A 17,074-nucleotide genomic window follows, 5' to 3' on the forward strand; every position below is an offset into this window, starting at 1 on the left:
AGCCTATTGATACATTTTTTGATAGTATTCCATGTATTCCCCGGAGGTAACATGTGCCAGCCAGTCCTGGTTGTTCAGGTACCAGTCTATCGTCTGTGCAAGGCCTTCCTCAAAAGTCACCGATGGTTTCCAACCCAATTCCCCACTGATCTTTCCGGCGTCTATGGCATACCGCAGATCATGACCGGGACGATCTTTAACATAAGTGATCAGATTTTGTGAAGTGCCGGCTTCCCTTCCGAGTTTCTTATCCATCAGATCGCAAAGCAACCTTACGAGATCGATATTCTTCCATTCGTTGAACCCGCCAATATTGTAAGTTTCTCCATTCCTGCCCTGATGAAAGACCAGATCTATTGCCGCCGCATGGTCCTTTACGTAAAGCCAGTCCCTGGTGTAGTTGCCATCACCATATACTGGCAGTGGCCTGTTGTGGATGATATTGTTGATGAAAAGCGGGATCAGTTTCTCCGGAAAATGATTGGGGCCATAATTATTGGAGCAATTAGATACTACATAAGGTAGTCCGTAGGTTTCTCCATAGGCTCGAACGAAATGGTCCGAACTGGCTTTGGAGGCAGAATAAGGTGAATTCGGGTCGTATGGCGAACTTTCCGAAAACAAACCGTCCTCTCCAAGAGAGCCGTAGACCTCGTCCGTACTAACATGATAAAAGCGTTTGTCCTCTGTCTCGGCTCCCCACAATTCCCTGGCGGCATTCAGAAGGTTAACCGTACCCATGACGTTGGTCCTCACGAAGGCAAGGGGGTCCGTAATAGAGCGGTCCACATGAGATTCGGCTGCCAGGTGGATAATTCCGTCAAACTGATAATCCCGGAAGATCTCCTTCAGGAAAGCGGCATCCGTTATGTCTCCTTTGATGAAGGTGTAATTCGGTTCGTCTTCAATGTCTCTTAAATTCTCCAGATTTCCGGCATAGGTGAGTGCATCCAGATTGTAGATCTTATAGTCCTTGTAGGTTTTTACGAACCTGCGGACCACATGGGATCCTATGAATCCCGCACCACCGGTAATCAATATATTCATGCCTTGGGGTAATTATTCTTTGTTATTAATTCAGTTCTGAAACTCATTGGCCTTTCGGTTGAGGTACCTCAGCAGATCTATAAGGATATAGATTCCCATCAGGACCAGTGGAATAAGTACGATATTCTTACCAAAAAAAGACTTCTGCACCGCCTGTGTTGTTCCTAAATTTATGACCCGGATAGCACCTTTTTGCCTTAATATTTCTAATTTTTTTCTTTCGATATCCCTTATCAGGGCATTTTTCAGGTTGAGAAGCCCGGTAATATCCAGTTGCTCTTCCTGATCCAGAATGATCCTGCCTTCGCCCTGGGTCCCGCTTTCGGACATCCTTTGGGAATAGTTGGCTACAAGTCCGTCTATCTGGGTCACCAATCCCTGGTTCTGAGTCATCCTTTCTTTGGCATTTTCAACCGTAATGGCACTTAACTCTTTGAAATACTCATTGGAGTTTATGTAATCCATTATTTTTCTGACATTCTCCCGCCCGGTTTCCGCGGATCTGTAGAAAAATGTGATCCTGTGATTGAGGCTGGTGTTATTGAGGATCTCTGTTCTTACCACATCTTCAACCAAAATGTCCGTTCGATACTTTTCCAGAAGTTCCAGGTATTTCAGGTCCTGATCCGTACGCTCCTGCTCTTCCTTTTCCATCGGTTCAACAACGACCTTGAGTTTTTTGATCTCTTCAGCCTTTATGCCAATAGCCGCAAAAAAAGTAGTGTCCCTGGCTTCTATGTTGGATTGTATCTCGGCGATGACATCGTATAAATAGTTCTGACTTTCCAGGTTGGGTTTGACAATAACTTCCGTCTTAAGTTTTTTCGTGACGATCTGGTTTAACCCGAATCCTGCGGCCAATCCGATAACTGCCAGAATACCAAGCTTAATACCGTGGCGACGCAGATAGATAAAAAGTCTCAGGAAGACGTTGAACAATCTGTTGAATCCTCTTCCGATCAGGTTAAAGAGCTGCCCCAGGTCTATTTCTTCAGATGGATTTTTAGGATTTGCAGGTGTTTGACTCTCCATTTATTTTGAATTGAATATTTGCTTTAGAATCTTGTCTGTGATCAAATAGGTAGGTTTTACCCCTGCCGTTCCAAGGCCTCCTGATGCCAGGGTGCTTCCTGTTTCCAGAGGATTATCCGAGGCGTAGTATGCATAGCGGACCTTCACGTCTTCCCGTATGCTCTTTCGTATTTTGGAAGCGGACTGAATGGCCTTCTGGTAATGAACACCTTCCATTTCCAGGCCGATAACTCCCCAGGTGGATTGGTGAAAAAACTCCAAAATATCCTTATTCTGCAGTGAAGTCCCCAAAACTGTTACCATAGTTCCTTCGAAAACCTTAAGCCCATATCCTTCAAAGTCTTCAGCACAAAGTTCATTTTTAAACGGATAATTATCTGCAGTACCTTCAAAAATGTGTGCTGAGGGTATCATCAGATCTCCCTTGCCACCCTCCAGGATCCCAGCCTTGCCCATGATGGAAATGGAGGCGATATCCAGGAAAACCGGCTCTCCTTTTTCTGGCCGGTAAGGCTTCAGCAACTCGTCAATAGTCTCGTAGGCCTGCTCTCCAAAAGCGTAATCCATAACAAAGATAACAGGTTTTTTATCATCCGGAAGTTCCTGTGCCAACTCGTAACAACAGGCATCCTTACCCAATTTGGCCATATCAAAGATCTGAACATCAATATTGGTCCCCGACAGATCGTCAATGGATATCATGCCGTTTCGCTTGGCGGTTGCTATGACCTTTTTTCGCAAATGCTCATTTTTCGGTGAGCTAAGTGCCTCGTAAATTTCCAGAGACCCGTTGTTAGGAAACTCCTTGTTAAGCGATTTCCTGGCATACAGGGAATTTACCACGCTGTGCATATTAGCACTGATAATATGTACAGGTCTGTTGAGCAAACTTTTTTTGATGAGGGTTTCTTTGATAGTATTCGCCCATCGGTCCCCGTGAATATGGTGCCCCAGGCGCTCCCTAAGCAGGGCACTGAAGGTTATGGTCCGCTTTTCACCACCAACCTCTTCATCTATGGCCAGTTTTCCCAGCCAATAAATAATTTTCAGGAAACGCTCCGGATCAGTTTTGGTGGCGAGATTTTGGTATACTTCCAGTACCTCCTGAAAAGGTCTTCCTAAAATATTGGCCGTATGGATAAGGGCTACTTCCCTGGCAGCCTGACTGAGCTTTTCCTGTTTTATGGCTTCCTCCAGTTTCTGCCAATCCCGGATAGTTCTATCCGAATCCTCTATAAGTACCTTGTTGCAGATCTTCTGAGCTTCAATGAACAAAAAGGTGAGGTGTGTCAGAATATCATAGATGTCTGAGCGCCCTCGGGTAATCTCAATATTCATCTGTTCCTCATCTATGCGGTAACAATTCCTACGTCTTTTTGGCGGTATGATAGGCTTAAAGTGGGAATGTGTATAGCCTTCATCGGAGGTCAGGTTTATGAATCTGCACTGTTCAATACCTTCGGGAAGTCGCTCCAATACATAGATCAACCCATTGAGTTCCGCTTTTTCTTCGGCAATGGAACCGTAAATCTCCGGGCGAAGCAGCAGAAGGGCGTTTCTAAGCGTTTCTCCGGAAACTCCCATCGGCTTATAAAACCCCCGGTTGAACAGGTGGCGCATGGTAATGTAGAGCCTTTCTATGGCGTTAGTAGACTCCTGGGCCCTTGTAGTGGTGTGTTTAACGCTATTCATAAATTGAGGCAAAATTACATTTAATATTTATGATATTATCCCGTCTGTTATTATTATTCCCTAATGCCCCTGAAATGTCTAAGGGGTTCTATGCCCGATTACAGTGCCTGACTCTGCCAAAACCTACAATAAGAGCGCGGCTTCTGCGTTGATATTCTGAAAGTACCCAAGTTTAAAACACCTATGTTTCCCAAAGCCCGAATACCTTCGATCGCTAATGGCACGCCCTGGAAAGGACCAGGGATAAAAATGATCTTGCCGTTAATGCTTTGCTTTTTGTGCATCACTGCTGTAAGCGCGAAAGATGCTGTAGATCAGCCTAAGGAGATCAGCAATCCGAAAAACGCCACGGCGATTAACGATGGCCACATCCTCCTGAACAGTTACAGCTTTAACGCTAAAAAACGAAGCAGTTTTACGATTAATGGAGTGTCCGAACAGATCAACAGGGGGCTTACCGTAATCCATTTTCAGACCTCCAACACTTATGAATTTAAAACCTTTGACACCTATGGCAGCGAAGAGTCCGCCGCGGAATTCCTCAAAATATTGAAGGCCCTTGTCAATGGAAAGGGCACATATATGATCCTGGCGCATGACTCAGCTTCCAAAAGCCTGCAAAAGTTCAGTGGGGAGATCGGGGCTATGGGTTTTAAGACCCTGAGCCAGCTGGTTAACCGCCAGGCCTATACAGCCCATAACTTTGGGGGAAAAATCTCTGAGAAAGTTCATGATATATCTATTCATCTGGACCTGGCTATTCCTGCGCGCCTGGATGATAAAACCATCTATTTTCCTAAGCCTTCCTGGGATTTTGAACCCAGTACTGATCGGTATATTGCCCATGCGGCAGGTGAGGTAAACGGAGTGAAATCAACGAATTCCCGTGAAGCCCTTGACGAAAACTACAAAAAAGGGTTTCGCCTTTTTGAGCTCGATATCATTGAGACTTCAGACGGGAAATACGTAGCGGCCCACGATTGGAAAATGTGGGCAAGATTTACAGATTACAGCGGCTCGCTGCCTGTAAGCCATGCTGAATTCCTAAAGCATAAGATCTATGGCAAATACACTACCCTGGACATGAAGAGGATCAACCAATGGTTTGCCGCACACCCGGATGCGATTCTTATTACGGATAAGGTAGACGACCCCATTAGATTTGCGGATCAGTTCCAATTCCGTGACCGGCTGATTATGGAGCTCTTTAGCCCCTTGGCCATTGAAGAAGCTGCTGAGAACAACATTACTTCCATGATCTCCCAGGAACCATTGGCCAGACTTTCAGGAGACAAAATGGCCTATCTGGCGATCAACAAAGTAAAATATGTTGCGGTTTCCAGGAGGATCATCCCAAGCCAGACAGATTTTCTGCTGAAACTTAAGGAAAATGGGCTAAAGGTATACGTGTACAATGTGAATTTTGATCCGGGAAAGGACGAAAAATACGTATTTGAAAATGAGCTCGGACTGGTTTACGGGATGTACGCGGATAAATGGGTATTTGACGAGCCGGAGAATTAAGTCGCTTCCTTATTGAACAAATTCCTGTAGGCCATCGGCTACCTTGCGGTCATTGGCCAGGCGTTGTACCTTATTTTGCCCACCCAATTTTCCTATGGATTTCATATAGGCTCTAAAACCTCCAACCCGGACCGGGGTCACTTTTAATCTTTGAAGTATTTTCCCATCGATAAGATCGAAATAGTAGCTGTTCTGTTTCTGAAGGGACAGATCCAGGAGCTCTCTGAACCTGTCCATGTCTTCAGGCAGGGATTCGAACTCCACGAACCACTCGTGATAGGGCAATTCATCCTCATCGGGGGTGATCTTGGGGGCCACGCTGAATTCATTGACACTTGCCCGGGTAGCTGTAAGCGCTTCCTGCATGGCCTGTTCCACTTCCTTGGCAATTACATGCTCCCCAAAGGCGGAAATAAAATGTTTGATACGTCCTGAAACAACCACCTTATAAGGCTTTACCGAAGTAAACCGAACGGTATCTCCCAGGTTATAAGCCCAGAGTCCGGCATTGGTAGAGATGATCATTACATAGTCTGTACCAGTCTCCACATCCTTTAAAGTCAGTCTTTGGGGATTCTCGTCGAAAAATTCATCCGAGCGAATAAACTCATAAAAGATCCCCGCATCCAACAGCAACAGCATACCTTCCTCCGACTGAGAATTCTGGTAGGCAAAGAAGCCTTCGCTTGCCGGAAACAATTCAATACTGTCTACCGGTTTCCCGATCAGGTTTTCAAACTTGGTCTTATAGGGCGCGTAGTTTACTCCACCATAGATAAAGAGTTGGAAATTCGGGAAAATTTCGCTCACCTTTTTGTTGGATTTGGCGTTCAGCTTCTCAAAATACATCTGCACCCAGGAAGGAATGCCGGCTATAAGGGTCATATTCTCATTTTCCGTTTCCTTCACGATTTCATTTACTTTGGTTTCCCAATCTTCTATACAGTTGGTTTCCCAACTCGGAAGCCTGTTCTTTTGAAGATAAGACGGAACATAGTGAGCGGATATGCCCGAAAGCCTTCCCAGTTTAATGCCATTTTTCTCCTGTAATTCCGGACTTCCCTGAAGGAATATCCACTTGCCATTGACAAAGTCGGTTTTCCCTGTTTCATGAATATAGTTCAGGATAGCGTTCCTGGATGCCAATACCTGCTCTTTTATGGAGGCTTTGGTTATGGGGATATACTTGCTGCCGGAAGTGGTTCCGGAAGTCTTGGCAAAATAGATGGGTTTTCCCGGCCAAAGCACGGACTCGGATCCGGATACAACCTGGTCCACATAGCTGCGCAAACCTTCGTAATCCCTGACGGGAACCTGTTTTGCAAAATCCGCATAAGAAGTTATACCACCAAAATTATGATCCTGACCAAATTTGGTGTTGCTGGCGGTACGGATCAGGTTTTGAAAGACCTTTTCCTGGGTTTTAAGAGGTTGGCCTGCCCATTTTGCAGTTTTCCTGGCAATATTTTTGGCGAATATCCGGGCTGCAAAAGATTTTAAAGACATATTCCCTATTTGAAATCGACGTAATCCAGCGGATTTACCGGACTTCCATTACTCCAGAGTTCAAAGTGCAAATGGGGGCCGGTGGTCAGCTCTCCGGTATTTCCAACGGAAGCTATCACTTCTCCCGCCTGAACAATATCTCCCTGGGACTTGTTCAGAGATCCATTGTGCTTATAAACTGAGGTAAGGTTATTGTCGTGTTCCATTATGATTACGTAGCCCGTGTCTGCGGTCCATTCTGCAAAGATCACTATGCCGTTGGCCACGGCTTTTATGGGGGTTTCTATTGCTGCGGCCACATCAACCGCATAGTGCTTTTTCTCCGCGTCGTATCCCTGGGTTATTGAACCGCCTAATGGAGAGAACAACACCATACTTCTATTCTCCAGGTTTCTTTCAAAGAGATTGTATTTATCTTCCAGGGCTACGGCGGCGCGCAGCAATGAGTCTTCCCGGATTGGCGTAAGGTCTACTGTGGAGGGATCTATTTTGAACTGTTCAAAAAGAGAATCCCGATTGAGTTGGTTATTTTCAACATCCCCCTTGAGAACCATTCTTACATTATCCAAATACCTGTTGGTATAATTTAGAACAGTCACCAGGGAGTCCGTTTTATAGGTCAATTCGGTGGCCTGGCGCTTTAATTTTGTAGAGGAATAACCAGGGATGTATTCCCGTAAAGGGGTAAAAGCAATTAGTAAAGTGGTTAAGCCGATGAGGCCAATAATGAAGAGGGAACCGGTAACAAAAACATTGAGCCGGCTCAACTTAAAGGAAATCTTTTCTTCGAAAGTACTCTCATTGAGTATCACCAGGCGATACTTGTGCAAGAGCTTCCGCTTTATTTCCTTTCTTTTTTTTCCCTTCTTGGCCATTTCACAAAGATAAGATTCGACATAAATCTAACCCTTCTTTCACCAAAAAATAAGAACACGGTGCTAGGGCGCTATGAATATAGATACGTTTTAAATATAAATCACAGTCTTTAACAATTAAAAATATAAGTTGCCGTTACTATTAACAGTAACTTATTACTTTTTTAGTACCTTTGTTTTCTATTAAATTTTTACATCATGGTATCTTTATTAACCTTTTTAGCGATCGGACCCTGGCAAATAGCGATTATCGTAATGGTGGTGCTGTTATTGTTCGGTGGCAAAAAAATTCCTGAATTGATGCGCGGACTGGGTAGCGGAATCAAGGAATTCAAGGATGCCTCCAAGGAGGATGATAAACTCGAAGAGAAAAAAGAACAGTAGGCCAACAGTGCGCCTTCATTTCATAATCTTATAACATCTCTTAGGAGATGTTTTTTATTGCCCGATCTTAAAATATACTTATCGTTATATTTGTGATCCCGGACCTGTGAGGAATACCTTTGTTCCGTTTGTCGATAGTTTACCATAAAATAAGGTGCTACACCACAATTAGTTCCCTAAAAACCCCTGCAATTTCATCGGAAAAAGACATTAGTTCGTCGTACACGACAAAAATGCCTGTTTTCACAACAAAAAATAATTCAGGAGTATCAGAACACTTATTTTCGGCGTTAGAAGTTAATCAATTCTGATTTTCAGGCAATTACCTGAAACCAACCAAAAAACGGGACAGACGATTATCCCCAAAAGTCTTAGCGAACGGATGAGAAAAATTCTGACCAGCCTACTTTCCGTGATCATGGTGCTGCTGTGTGTCAATAGCTTTGCTGCAAAGGATTCCCCAATCATCGGCCACGATGTGGGAACAGACCTTAGCGCTTCAGCCTACACGGATTCCGGTGAAAATGAATTCACCAGGGCTGCTAAAAAACATAAGATCCCAAACCGGAAACTCAGTGGTTTTAAGATGGCTGCCAGTGGCTACTATATAGTCGCCGGGGTTTTTGGAAATCCAGAGAATGCGCAAAAAGCCGTACTGAAGCTTAGCAGACAAGGTCTGCGTCCCAGGATAATCAGACATCGGGAAAGCAACTTAAACTACGTCACCCTGGATTTTTCACGGGATTGGAAAGAAGCTATCTCCCGATGTATTACCAACCTGGAAGGTAAGCACAAGGCGGCCAAATGGATACTTCAGGTTGCAGAAGAGCCTTCTCTTGTGTCTGCTAATACCCCATCGGAGCCAACTGAGGTAAAGTCCACCAAAAACGCAACGGATTTTAAATCGGAAGCCAAAAGGCTAAAAATTGCAAACCGCAGCATAGCGGCCATAAAAGGTGTCAATGAAGGTTATTATACTATAGCCGGAGTTTTTGGTGCGGCTTCGAATGCTTCGCGATTTGCCCACGGATTAAAGAGGAAAAGATTTAATTCCGGGACCCTATTCAACCCCGGAGGCGGCATGCACTACGTTTACCTGAATTTTCATAAGGACTGGCGAGAGGCGATTGCCCAGAACACTTCAAAAAGTAAAAAATCCTATAAGGGCAAGACCTGGATATTGAAAGTTGGCCTGCCGGAAAGAGAGATTGCCGAGCTAATTTCGAGTATGGAAAAGGCGGATAGCGAAAATGCGGCTGAGAAAGACAATAGACCAGTTGCAAATCAGGCAGAAAAGAAGGGGCGCTTCAACAAAAGATCTTCCGGCAAACCGCTAAATGACAAACTATTGGAAAAGGCAGATCAGTATTTTGCCAAAATGTGGTATGCTGAGGCTGCAGAACTCTACGAACTATTTTTGAGCCAGAACGAAAATGAACCTCATTTTGAGGTCATACAAAAGGCCGGGGATTCGCACTATTTCAATACGAATATGGAGCGTGCCTATTACTGGTATGACATATTGTATTCCAGGCACAAGGAGGAGATGTCTGCGGACAACCTGTTCAAATACGCCCATTCATTAAAAGGCACGGGTAAATACAGCAGGGCTAAAAGATTAATGCGGCTGTACAACCGTCAGATGGCCAAGGAAGAAGCCGCTGCCCTAAACAGGTACAGCAGAGCAAAAAACGAAAAGGTTTTGGATAATATCCTGGGAACCGAGGAAAACTTTAGTATCAAAAATATCGCGGTAAACTCAGAATACTCAGATTTTGCTCCTATGTTCTACAGTGAAAACAAGGTGGTTTTCGCTTCTGCCATGGATTCCTCATTTTTTTCTACCAGACGGTATAAATGGAATAACCAACCCTATTTAGACCTGTATGTTGCCAAGATCAATCAGGAATCCGATGAGGTGAGAAATGCGGTGAAGTTTTCCAAAAAGATCAATACCAAATACCACGAGGCTTCAGTGGCCTTTTCTCCGGATAATGAGACCATGTATTTCACCCGGAACAATTATGGAAAGAAACTGAAAAGAGATAAAAATGGCATTAACCATTTGAAAATTTACATGTCTACCAAGCGAGATGGCGAATGGACGGAAGCCAGGGAAGTGTCTTTTAACAGCGATAGTTATTCAACCGGACATCCGGCATTGAGCCCGGACGGCAAGCAGTTGTATTTTGTCTCAGATATGCCTGGCAGCATAGGGGAGACCGATATTTTTGTGGTTGATATTTTGGACGACGGGCAGTTTTCGGAACCCCGGAATCTTGGTCCCGAGGTCAATACGGAACGCAGGGAAATGTTTCCTTTCATTAGTGACAGGAAACTGTATTTCTCTTCGGACGGGCATGTTGGAATAGGTGGATTGGATATTTATGAGGCCACCCTGGATGAAGAGAATGGTTTTGGTGGGGTACGGAATATCGGGAAACCGGTAAATAGTAAGGTGGATGATTTCTCATACATCATCAACGAAGAGACTCAAAAAGGTTTTTTCGCCTCTAACCGACGGGGAGGTAAGGGAGACGATGATATCTATTCCTTTAAACGCCTGATCCCGGAAGAAGCCAATAAAAATGCCATAGCAGGTGTGGTTACAGAACTCGTAAGCGGGGAGGTAATGCCGGAGGCTCTGGTAATGCTGCTCGATGAGAACAACCGCAAACTTAAGGAAATTGTAACCGGAGAAGACGGAAGCTTTGTATTTGAAGACTTAGACAGCAATACAAAATATACGCTGAAAACCGTTAAGGGCGATTATTTTGATAACGAACAGCTGATTACAACCAGGGATAATGAATTGGTAGAGGCACAAGTGTCCATGGAAAGATTGAAAGAGCTTATCGCCATTGAAGACGGAATCAAAAAGCTTAAGACGGAGATGATCTATTTTGACTTTGACAGGCACTATATCCGATCAGACGCTTCTAAAGAACTGGATAAGCTGGTTGAGGTTATGAACGAATACCAGGACATGGTCATCCGGATAGAATCCCATACGGACTCACGCGGTAAGCGGGCCTATAACAAGTACCTGTCCGATCAAAGAGCTAAATCTACCCGGGATTATCTGATCTCTAAAGGAATTGATCCAAAACGTATTGAAAGCGCCATAGGATATGGTGAAGAGAGACTGCTTAACGAATGTGATGGTTCGGTGAGATGTAGCAGTGCTAAACACCAGATGAACAGACGCTCAGAATTTATTATTGTTAGCATGTAGATACCTATTTGGGGGAATATGGTATTGTTTAGCAAGGCCGCGGATCTAAGATCCGCGGCTTTTTTGTTGCCCGCCCCGACTTGCGAAAGCCACGGTCAGAGCAGATTCATTCACTTTCACAACCCCTTTGCTTTCTTTCACAACAAAACGCAACTTCTAAATACCTAAGCCCCGCATTTTCAGTTATATATACTAACCAAATGCATTAAAAAAAACTAAATCTTAACCTAATGAAACACGTCTTACTTATTAAGGAAATTTACCTGGAGGCCTTTAGAAATTTGGGGCATGCTATCGTAAAGAACTTCTTCAAAGTGTTCTCTTGGTTTTGCTTCGTGAGCTTTGTTATTGTGCTTTATGCTTTTTTGTTCCGCGTTGCAACCGGTTTCGCCTTTGATTAAGACCAAAAACAAAAACCAACCTAACAACCAGATGGCGCTTCATAAGAAGCGCCTTTTTTTGTCCTATAAAGGAAATTTCCTGCCAATTGCCAATAAAAAACCCGGGGCAAAACCCCGGGTTTTTATTCATTTGTTTTATAAAATCAATTGAACCGCACCGTTTTCATTATGGCTTCCAGTTCAAACATATAATCCCTTTTGTTGGTAGCCGGTGCAAAGGTAAAACCTTCCAAAACCATCTTTCGGTTGTTCTCCTTGTCGTTGATGATATAGGTGAGGAAAGGACCTGCCATGGGATAACCCTTTACTTCCCAGATACCGCGAACTTCGGCCGCCTTTTTATCCCCAATCGTTGCTGCAAAGACATAAGGCGCAAAGGCCTTTTCCGTTATCATATAAGTTACCCTGTCCGGAATATCCGGTCCGGGGATATATCGCTCCCCTATAGAGTCACGCATCCGGACAATGTCCATAACAAATGTAGAATCCGTTTCAAAACTGTTGCCAGGCATTTCATAGGCAATAATGTTCATGGTTCCCTTAGGGATCTCCATATCTATCCAAACAAAGTTATCTTCCTGCTTGCCAACTTTAAAGAGGGAGGGGAAATTCAGTTTTATCCCAAACTTTTCTTCAAGGGCTTTGTCCTTATTCAAGGATCGCTTAAAACGCTCTTGAGCCTCTGCGATCTCCGTATTGCGAAAGGAGGCGATGATCTGATTGGCATTTTGCTCTATATTATCTATGAGTTCCTGCCGGTCTGTGCCCTTGATCACGGCAATCTTTTGAGGGGTAGCGTACAGATCCGTTTTGATATGCGCCACATTCAGAGAATCCAGGCTTACGAACAATACCGCCCTGCGGTGTCTGGTGGTCCCGGTAAACACCCTTTGAGGCATGTAATCAATGCTAAAGAGCGGTTCTTCCCAGGGCATCCCTACGATAGGGGAGGCAAAGTGTTCCCGGACTTTATCGCCAACCTCACTTTCCCATAAATGGCTTTCCATGACCACGGCCACCGTATTGATCGCGCCAAGAGATTGTGGTTTATAAACTTTTCTGTTTTTTTCCTTACAAGAAGAGGAAAGGATGAGAAAAAATAGTAATGCTAGTGTTCCAAAATGTTTCATATACCGACTGCTTTACGATGAACAATCACACAATTTAAGTTTGGTCCCTGGTTGTAGATTGTTACCGCGAATACCGTTCCATTCTCGTAAATTTTCAACAGTAATTCCAGGATATTGCCTGGAAATCGTCCAAAGTGAGTCTCCTTTTCTTACTGTATGTACTTTGGCACCATTTGGAATGGAGGTAGCAGCCGCTGTTGCGGATTTGGGTTTGGATTTTTTTGCAGCTACTGCTGTATATGGTTTTCTGGGGAAAATTGTCAGGCGTTGACCGACTCTGAGGTTATTACTCCTAAGCCCGTTCCACCTTTTGATCTGGCTTACTCCCACTCCGTAGCGTTCAGCGATCTTACCCAGATAGTCCCCGCTACGAACCTTATAGCGGATCCTGTCCTGAGCTTTGACTAGTTGAGGCAGAGGAGATTCCTTGCTTTTTAATTCTTTTTCTACATGGGCGTAGATCGCTTCTTCATTGGCCACGAACTTCCCCATCGCATCATAGGGCAGCCTTAAATAATAAGGTTTCCCTTCAATCTTAGGAATAATATTCAGCTTGTAGGAAGGATTAAGCACCTTGAGCTCTTCCACGCTGATCCCTACCAATTCCGAAATCTGATCAAAAGTGATTAGTTGTTTTATGCGAATGGTATCCGTATTGAAGTAAGGCCTTTCCGCGTTCTTCATTTTAAGGCCATGCTCCTCCGCATACTCAAAAATGTACATGGTAGCCAAAAAGGCCGGTACATAGCCCGCGGTTTCCCTGGGGAGAAACCTACGGATATTCCAGTAGTTCTTATGGCCACCGGATCTTCTGATCGCCTTATTTACATTTCCCGGGCCTGAGTTATAGGCAGCCAGGGCCAGGTCCCAATCCCCAAAGATCTCATAGAGTTTGGAAAGGTATTGGCAGGCGGCTTTGGTAGACATTATGGGATCGCTTCGTTCATCTACGTAGCTGCTTACATCCAACTTATACATCCTGCCTGTTCCGTACATAAACTGCCAGAGTCCGGTTGCCCCAACCCTGGATTTCGCTCTTGGGTTCAACGCGGATTCCACTATGGACAGATACTTGATCTCCAGCGGAATGTCCATATTATCCAATTCCTGCTCGAACATAGGGAAATAAAACTGACTTGCGGTGAGCATTCGCTCCATCAGGTCTTTCTTTCGGGTAAGAAAGGACTTGATCACATTCTCCAGAGATGGATTATAAGATATGTCAAAAGGTGTTTTTTCGTTTAGTTTGGCCAGACGGGCTTTAAGTACTTCCGTATCAATAGTGTTGGCACTGGTACTATCCGGTTCCCAATTCGCAATTTCGTCATACATCTCAACAAAAAGAGGGGCGTTAGCCGCTAGCTCCCGCATCCAGAGACTGTCGTATCTCGCGGCTTCGGGATTGTCTTTTAAATTATATCCTCTTTTTTCGGTATTTGCGATAAGCTGGTTATCCGCTAACCCCTTTGGAGCCGCCATCAACTCCATCTGTTCTACCCCTTTGAGGTCCATAGCAGTAGTATCCTGAATAAGGGGGATTTTAGACAAGGCAAGGCTGTCTTTGGTTACCACAGAATCTTTATCTTGAGCAACCAGCTGAAGGGTCATAGCCATAGCCGGGAGCAGCAATGCTAGTTTTTTAAACAAGGTCATAAAGCTGGAACTTTGTTGTGGGGCTAACGAAAATCGTGTTTTTTTCTGAAACAATAAAATATTCGGCTTACAATAGCCCCAAAATTGCCATAGGGTCTTTAATCGATAACGCCCTTATGGCGTTAATATTGCGGCAATTCCAGGTAGTGTTTTCCCTTCCAGGCTTTCGAGCATTGCACCACCTCCGGTAGAAACATAACTCACCTTGTCCTGAAAGCCGAATTGCTTAACTGCAGCCACGGAATCGCCCCCGCCTACCAGGGAAAATGCACCCTGTTTTGTGGCTTCCTCAATGAAGTGGCCAATGGCGATAGTACCCTTGGAAAAATTCTCCATTTCAAAGACCCCAACAGGTCCGTTCCAAAGTATGGTCTTTGAATTCGCGATTACTCTACGGAAGTGTTTTAAGGATTCCGGCCCTGCATCCAGGCCTTGCCATCCATCCGGAATACTATCCACTGCAACAACCTGGGTTTTGGCATCATTGGCAAAGTCGTCAGCGGCAAGCACATCGGAAGGAAGATGTACACTTACCCCTTGTTGTTTCGCTTTTTCCAATATTTCCAACGCAAGGTCTAATTTATCATCTTCGCAAATGGAATCCCCGATGGATCCTCCCTGTGCCTTAACGAAGGTGTAAGTCATACCGCCACCTACGATCAGATGATCAACTTTTGGCAGAATGTTTTCTATGATAGTGATCTTTGAAGACACCTTGGCTCCTCCCAATATGGCGGTAACCGGTTTTTCACCGGTTTGCATCACTTTTTCTATAGCCCTGATCTCGTTAGCAAGAAGGTATCCAAAGCACTTTTTGCCCGGAAAGAACTGCGCAACTATGGTCGTAGAAGCGTGTGGACGGTGGGCAGTACCAAAGGCATCGTTCACGTATATATCGCCTAGTCCGGACAGCTGCTCCGCAAATGCGGTATCCCCTTTTTCTTCTTCAGCGTGATAGCGAAGGTTCTCTAATAATAATACCTCACCACTTCTGAGGGCATCTGCGGCTTGCTGTGCCTCGTCCCCCACACAGTCTTCCACAAAATGGACTTGAACCCCAATGATTTCCGAGACTTTGTCACAGATATGACCTAAGGACATTTCAGGATTCCGGCTTCCTTTTGGCCTCCCCAAATGGCTCATCAAGATGGCACTGCCGCCATCTTCCAGTACTTTCAGTATGGTTGGTTTGGCAGCTTCAATCCTTGTGGTATCCGTTACCTGGAATTCCGCGTTTAGGGGAACGTTGAAGTCTACGCGAATTAGTGCCTTTTTGTCTTTAAAGTCGAAATCGTCAATTGTTACCATTTTGCAAGGGTTTAGCGAGTGGCAAATGTAAAGATTAATCGGCTTAAGGTAAAGCAGAGAACCCATTAATTTGCAGACTGGAACAACAAAAAGCTTATATTTGGAACCATATGCTTTTCCGAGATATTTTAGGTCTTTCACACATCAAGAATCATCTGATTTCCAGTGCCGAATCCGGCAGAGTACCGCACGCTCAATTGTTCGTTGGCCCGGAGGGTTGCGGAACGTTGATCACGGCCATCAGTTATGCCCAGTATGTGCTTTGTTCCAATAGTGGGGCTGAGAACGAGAATGGGGATGAGGCCTGCAACCTGAAATGCGCGTCTCTCACCCATCCGGACCTGCATTTTGCTTTTCCGGTTTCCAATTCAGACAAGGTTAAAAGCCATGCGGTGAGCAATCATTTTATGGAGGAATGGCGGCAGTTCGTCAAGGAACAGCCGTATGGAAACCTTTTTGACTGGTACCGATTAATCGGGATAGAAAAAAAGCAAGGTCAGATCGGGGTGGATGAAGCCATGGATATCGTAAAAAAGTTATCCCTGAAATCCTATGAAGGAGGATACAAGTTCATGATCATATGGATGGCTGAGAAAATGAATATCGCCTGTGCCAACAAACTGCTGAAGTTGATTGAGGAACCGCCATCGGGAACTGTCATCATTCTGGTAGCCGAAGACGAAGAACAGATTATGCAGACCATACGCTCACGTTGCCAGGTACTGCACTTCCCACCCCTGGCAGAAGATACCATTGGCCAGGCCCTGATAAGAGAAGGGCTCGCTCCAAAAGAAGCGAGACGGATAGCGCACGAATCCAACGGGAATTACAATAAGGCCGTAGACCTGATGAACAAGGATTCCGAAGACCTGATCTTTGAAAAGTGGTTTGTACAATGGGTAAGAAGCGCTTTTAAAGCGAAAGGGAATAAAGGGGCCATACACGAGCTGATCCTTTGGAGTGAAGAAGTTGCCCGAACCGGGCGGGAAACCCAAAAAAATTACCTAAAATACTGTCTTGCGGTCATCAGGCAGGCCATGCTAATCAATTATAAAGCGAATGAACTGGCCTATATGCAGATCCATGTAGACGGCTTTCAACTGCAAAAGTTTGCCCCTTTTGTGCATGAGAATAATGTGGAAGGTTTGGTACACGAAATCGAAACAGCCATTTATCATATAGAACGCAACGGGAATGCGAAGATCATTTTTACAGATCTTTCCATAAGACTTACCCGGCTCCTTCATAAAAAAGCGGCTTAGTGTATTACACTAATCCTAAATTAAA

At 44.6% G+C, this 17,074-nt stretch carries 13 protein-coding genes; 5 read left to right on the forward strand and 8 right to left on the reverse strand.

What is annotated here, in order from left to right; genetic code table 11:
- Positions 1 to 3 precede the first annotated feature (3 nt).
- From rfbB to GTQ38_RS03150, 3 genes are read right to left on the reverse strand one after another with little or no spacing between them, the layout of a single operon-like run.
- Positions 4 to 1,047 carry a dTDP-glucose 4,6-dehydratase gene (rfbB, locus tag GTQ38_RS03140; protein WP_161433877.1) on the reverse strand — a complete coding sequence of 348 codons (1,044 nt, stop codon included), beginning with the start codon at positions 1,045 to 1,047 and terminating at the stop codon, positions 4 to 6.
- Between the two features lie 30 nt (positions 1,048 to 1,077).
- Positions 1,078 to 2,079, reverse strand: a complete 1,002-nt coding sequence (locus GTQ38_RS03145; protein WP_161433879.1) for a hypothetical protein — start codon at positions 2,077 to 2,079, stop codon at positions 1,078 to 1,080.
- Positions 2,080 to 3,771: a DUF6909 family protein gene (locus GTQ38_RS03150; RefSeq protein WP_161433881.1), complete on the reverse strand. Its 1,692-nt coding sequence runs from the start codon at positions 3,769 to 3,771 to the stop codon at positions 2,080 to 2,082.
- A gap of 183 nt (positions 3,772 to 3,954) precedes the next feature.
- Here GTQ38_RS03150 and GTQ38_RS03155 point away from each other — a divergent pair, with 183 nt between their 5' ends.
- The gene (locus GTQ38_RS03155) at positions 3,955 to 5,295 is read left to right on the forward strand and encodes a hypothetical protein (RefSeq protein WP_161433883.1); all 1,341 of its coding nucleotides are present in this window, start codon (positions 3,955 to 3,957) and stop codon (positions 5,293 to 5,295) included.
- A gap of 9 nt (positions 5,296 to 5,304) precedes the next feature.
- On the opposite strand, the gene GTQ38_RS03160 is transcribed toward GTQ38_RS03155, so the two are convergent.
- Positions 5,305 to 6,801 (reverse strand): GH3 auxin-responsive promoter family protein, encoded by a 1,497-nt coding sequence (locus GTQ38_RS03160; protein WP_161433885.1) that lies wholly within the window; start codon positions 6,799 to 6,801, stop codon positions 5,305 to 5,307.
- Between the two features lie 5 nt (positions 6,802 to 6,806).
- Positions 6,807 to 7,676 (reverse strand): M23 family metallopeptidase, encoded by an 870-nt coding sequence (locus tag GTQ38_RS03165; RefSeq protein WP_161433887.1) that lies wholly within the window; start codon positions 7,674 to 7,676, stop codon positions 6,807 to 6,809.
- Positions 7,677 to 7,874: 198 nt separating this feature from the next.
- Here GTQ38_RS03165 and GTQ38_RS03170 point away from each other — a divergent pair, with 198 nt between their 5' ends.
- The 3 genes from GTQ38_RS03170 (at position 7,875) to GTQ38_RS21165 (ending at position 11,696) form a co-directional block, all read left to right on the forward strand.
- On the forward strand, positions 7,875 to 8,060 hold the full coding sequence (locus GTQ38_RS03170) for a twin-arginine translocase TatA/TatE family subunit (RefSeq protein WP_161433889.1): 186 nt from the start codon (positions 7,875 to 7,877) through the stop codon (positions 8,058 to 8,060).
- A gap of 382 nt (positions 8,061 to 8,442) precedes the next feature.
- The gene (locus GTQ38_RS03175) at positions 8,443 to 11,295 is read left to right on the forward strand and encodes an OmpA family protein (RefSeq protein WP_238857759.1); all 2,853 of its coding nucleotides are present in this window, start codon (positions 8,443 to 8,445) and stop codon (positions 11,293 to 11,295) included.
- 230 nt (positions 11,296 to 11,525) lie between these two features.
- Positions 11,526 to 11,696 carry a DUF6747 family protein gene (locus tag GTQ38_RS21165; protein WP_317169033.1) on the forward strand — a complete coding sequence of 57 codons (171 nt, stop codon included), beginning with the start codon at positions 11,526 to 11,528 and terminating at the stop codon, positions 11,694 to 11,696.
- Between the two features lie 143 nt (positions 11,697 to 11,839).
- Here the strand turns inward: GTQ38_RS21165 and GTQ38_RS03180 are convergent, their stop codons facing one another.
- From GTQ38_RS03180 to GTQ38_RS03190, 3 genes are all read right to left on the reverse strand, one after another.
- The gene (locus GTQ38_RS03180; RefSeq protein WP_161433890.1) at positions 11,840 to 12,826 is read right to left on the reverse strand and encodes a DUF4837 family protein; all 987 of its coding nucleotides are present in this window, start codon (positions 12,824 to 12,826) and stop codon (positions 11,840 to 11,842) included.
- A 12-nt stretch (positions 12,827 to 12,838) separates the two neighbouring features.
- Positions 12,839 to 14,479, reverse strand: a complete 1,641-nt coding sequence (locus GTQ38_RS03185) for a LysM peptidoglycan-binding domain-containing protein (protein WP_238857760.1) — start codon at positions 14,477 to 14,479, stop codon at positions 12,839 to 12,841.
- Positions 14,480 to 14,593: 114 nt separating this feature from the next.
- Positions 14,594 to 15,787 (reverse strand): phosphoglycerate kinase, encoded by a 1,194-nt coding sequence (locus GTQ38_RS03190; protein WP_161433892.1) that lies wholly within the window; start codon positions 15,785 to 15,787, stop codon positions 14,594 to 14,596.
- 110 nt (positions 15,788 to 15,897) lie between these two features.
- Here GTQ38_RS03190 and GTQ38_RS03195 point away from each other — a divergent pair, with 110 nt between their 5' ends.
- Complete coding sequence (locus tag GTQ38_RS03195; protein ID WP_161433894.1) at positions 15,898 to 17,049, forward strand: DNA polymerase III subunit; 1,152 nt, start codon at positions 15,898 to 15,900, stop codon at positions 17,047 to 17,049.
- The last annotated feature ends 25 nt before the right edge of the window (positions 17,050 to 17,074 follow it).

Origin of the sequence: Poritiphilus flavus, assembly GCF_009901585.1 — a bacterium.
Classification (GTDB): Bacteria; Bacteroidota; Bacteroidia; order Flavobacteriales; family Flavobacteriaceae; genus Poritiphilus; species Poritiphilus flavus.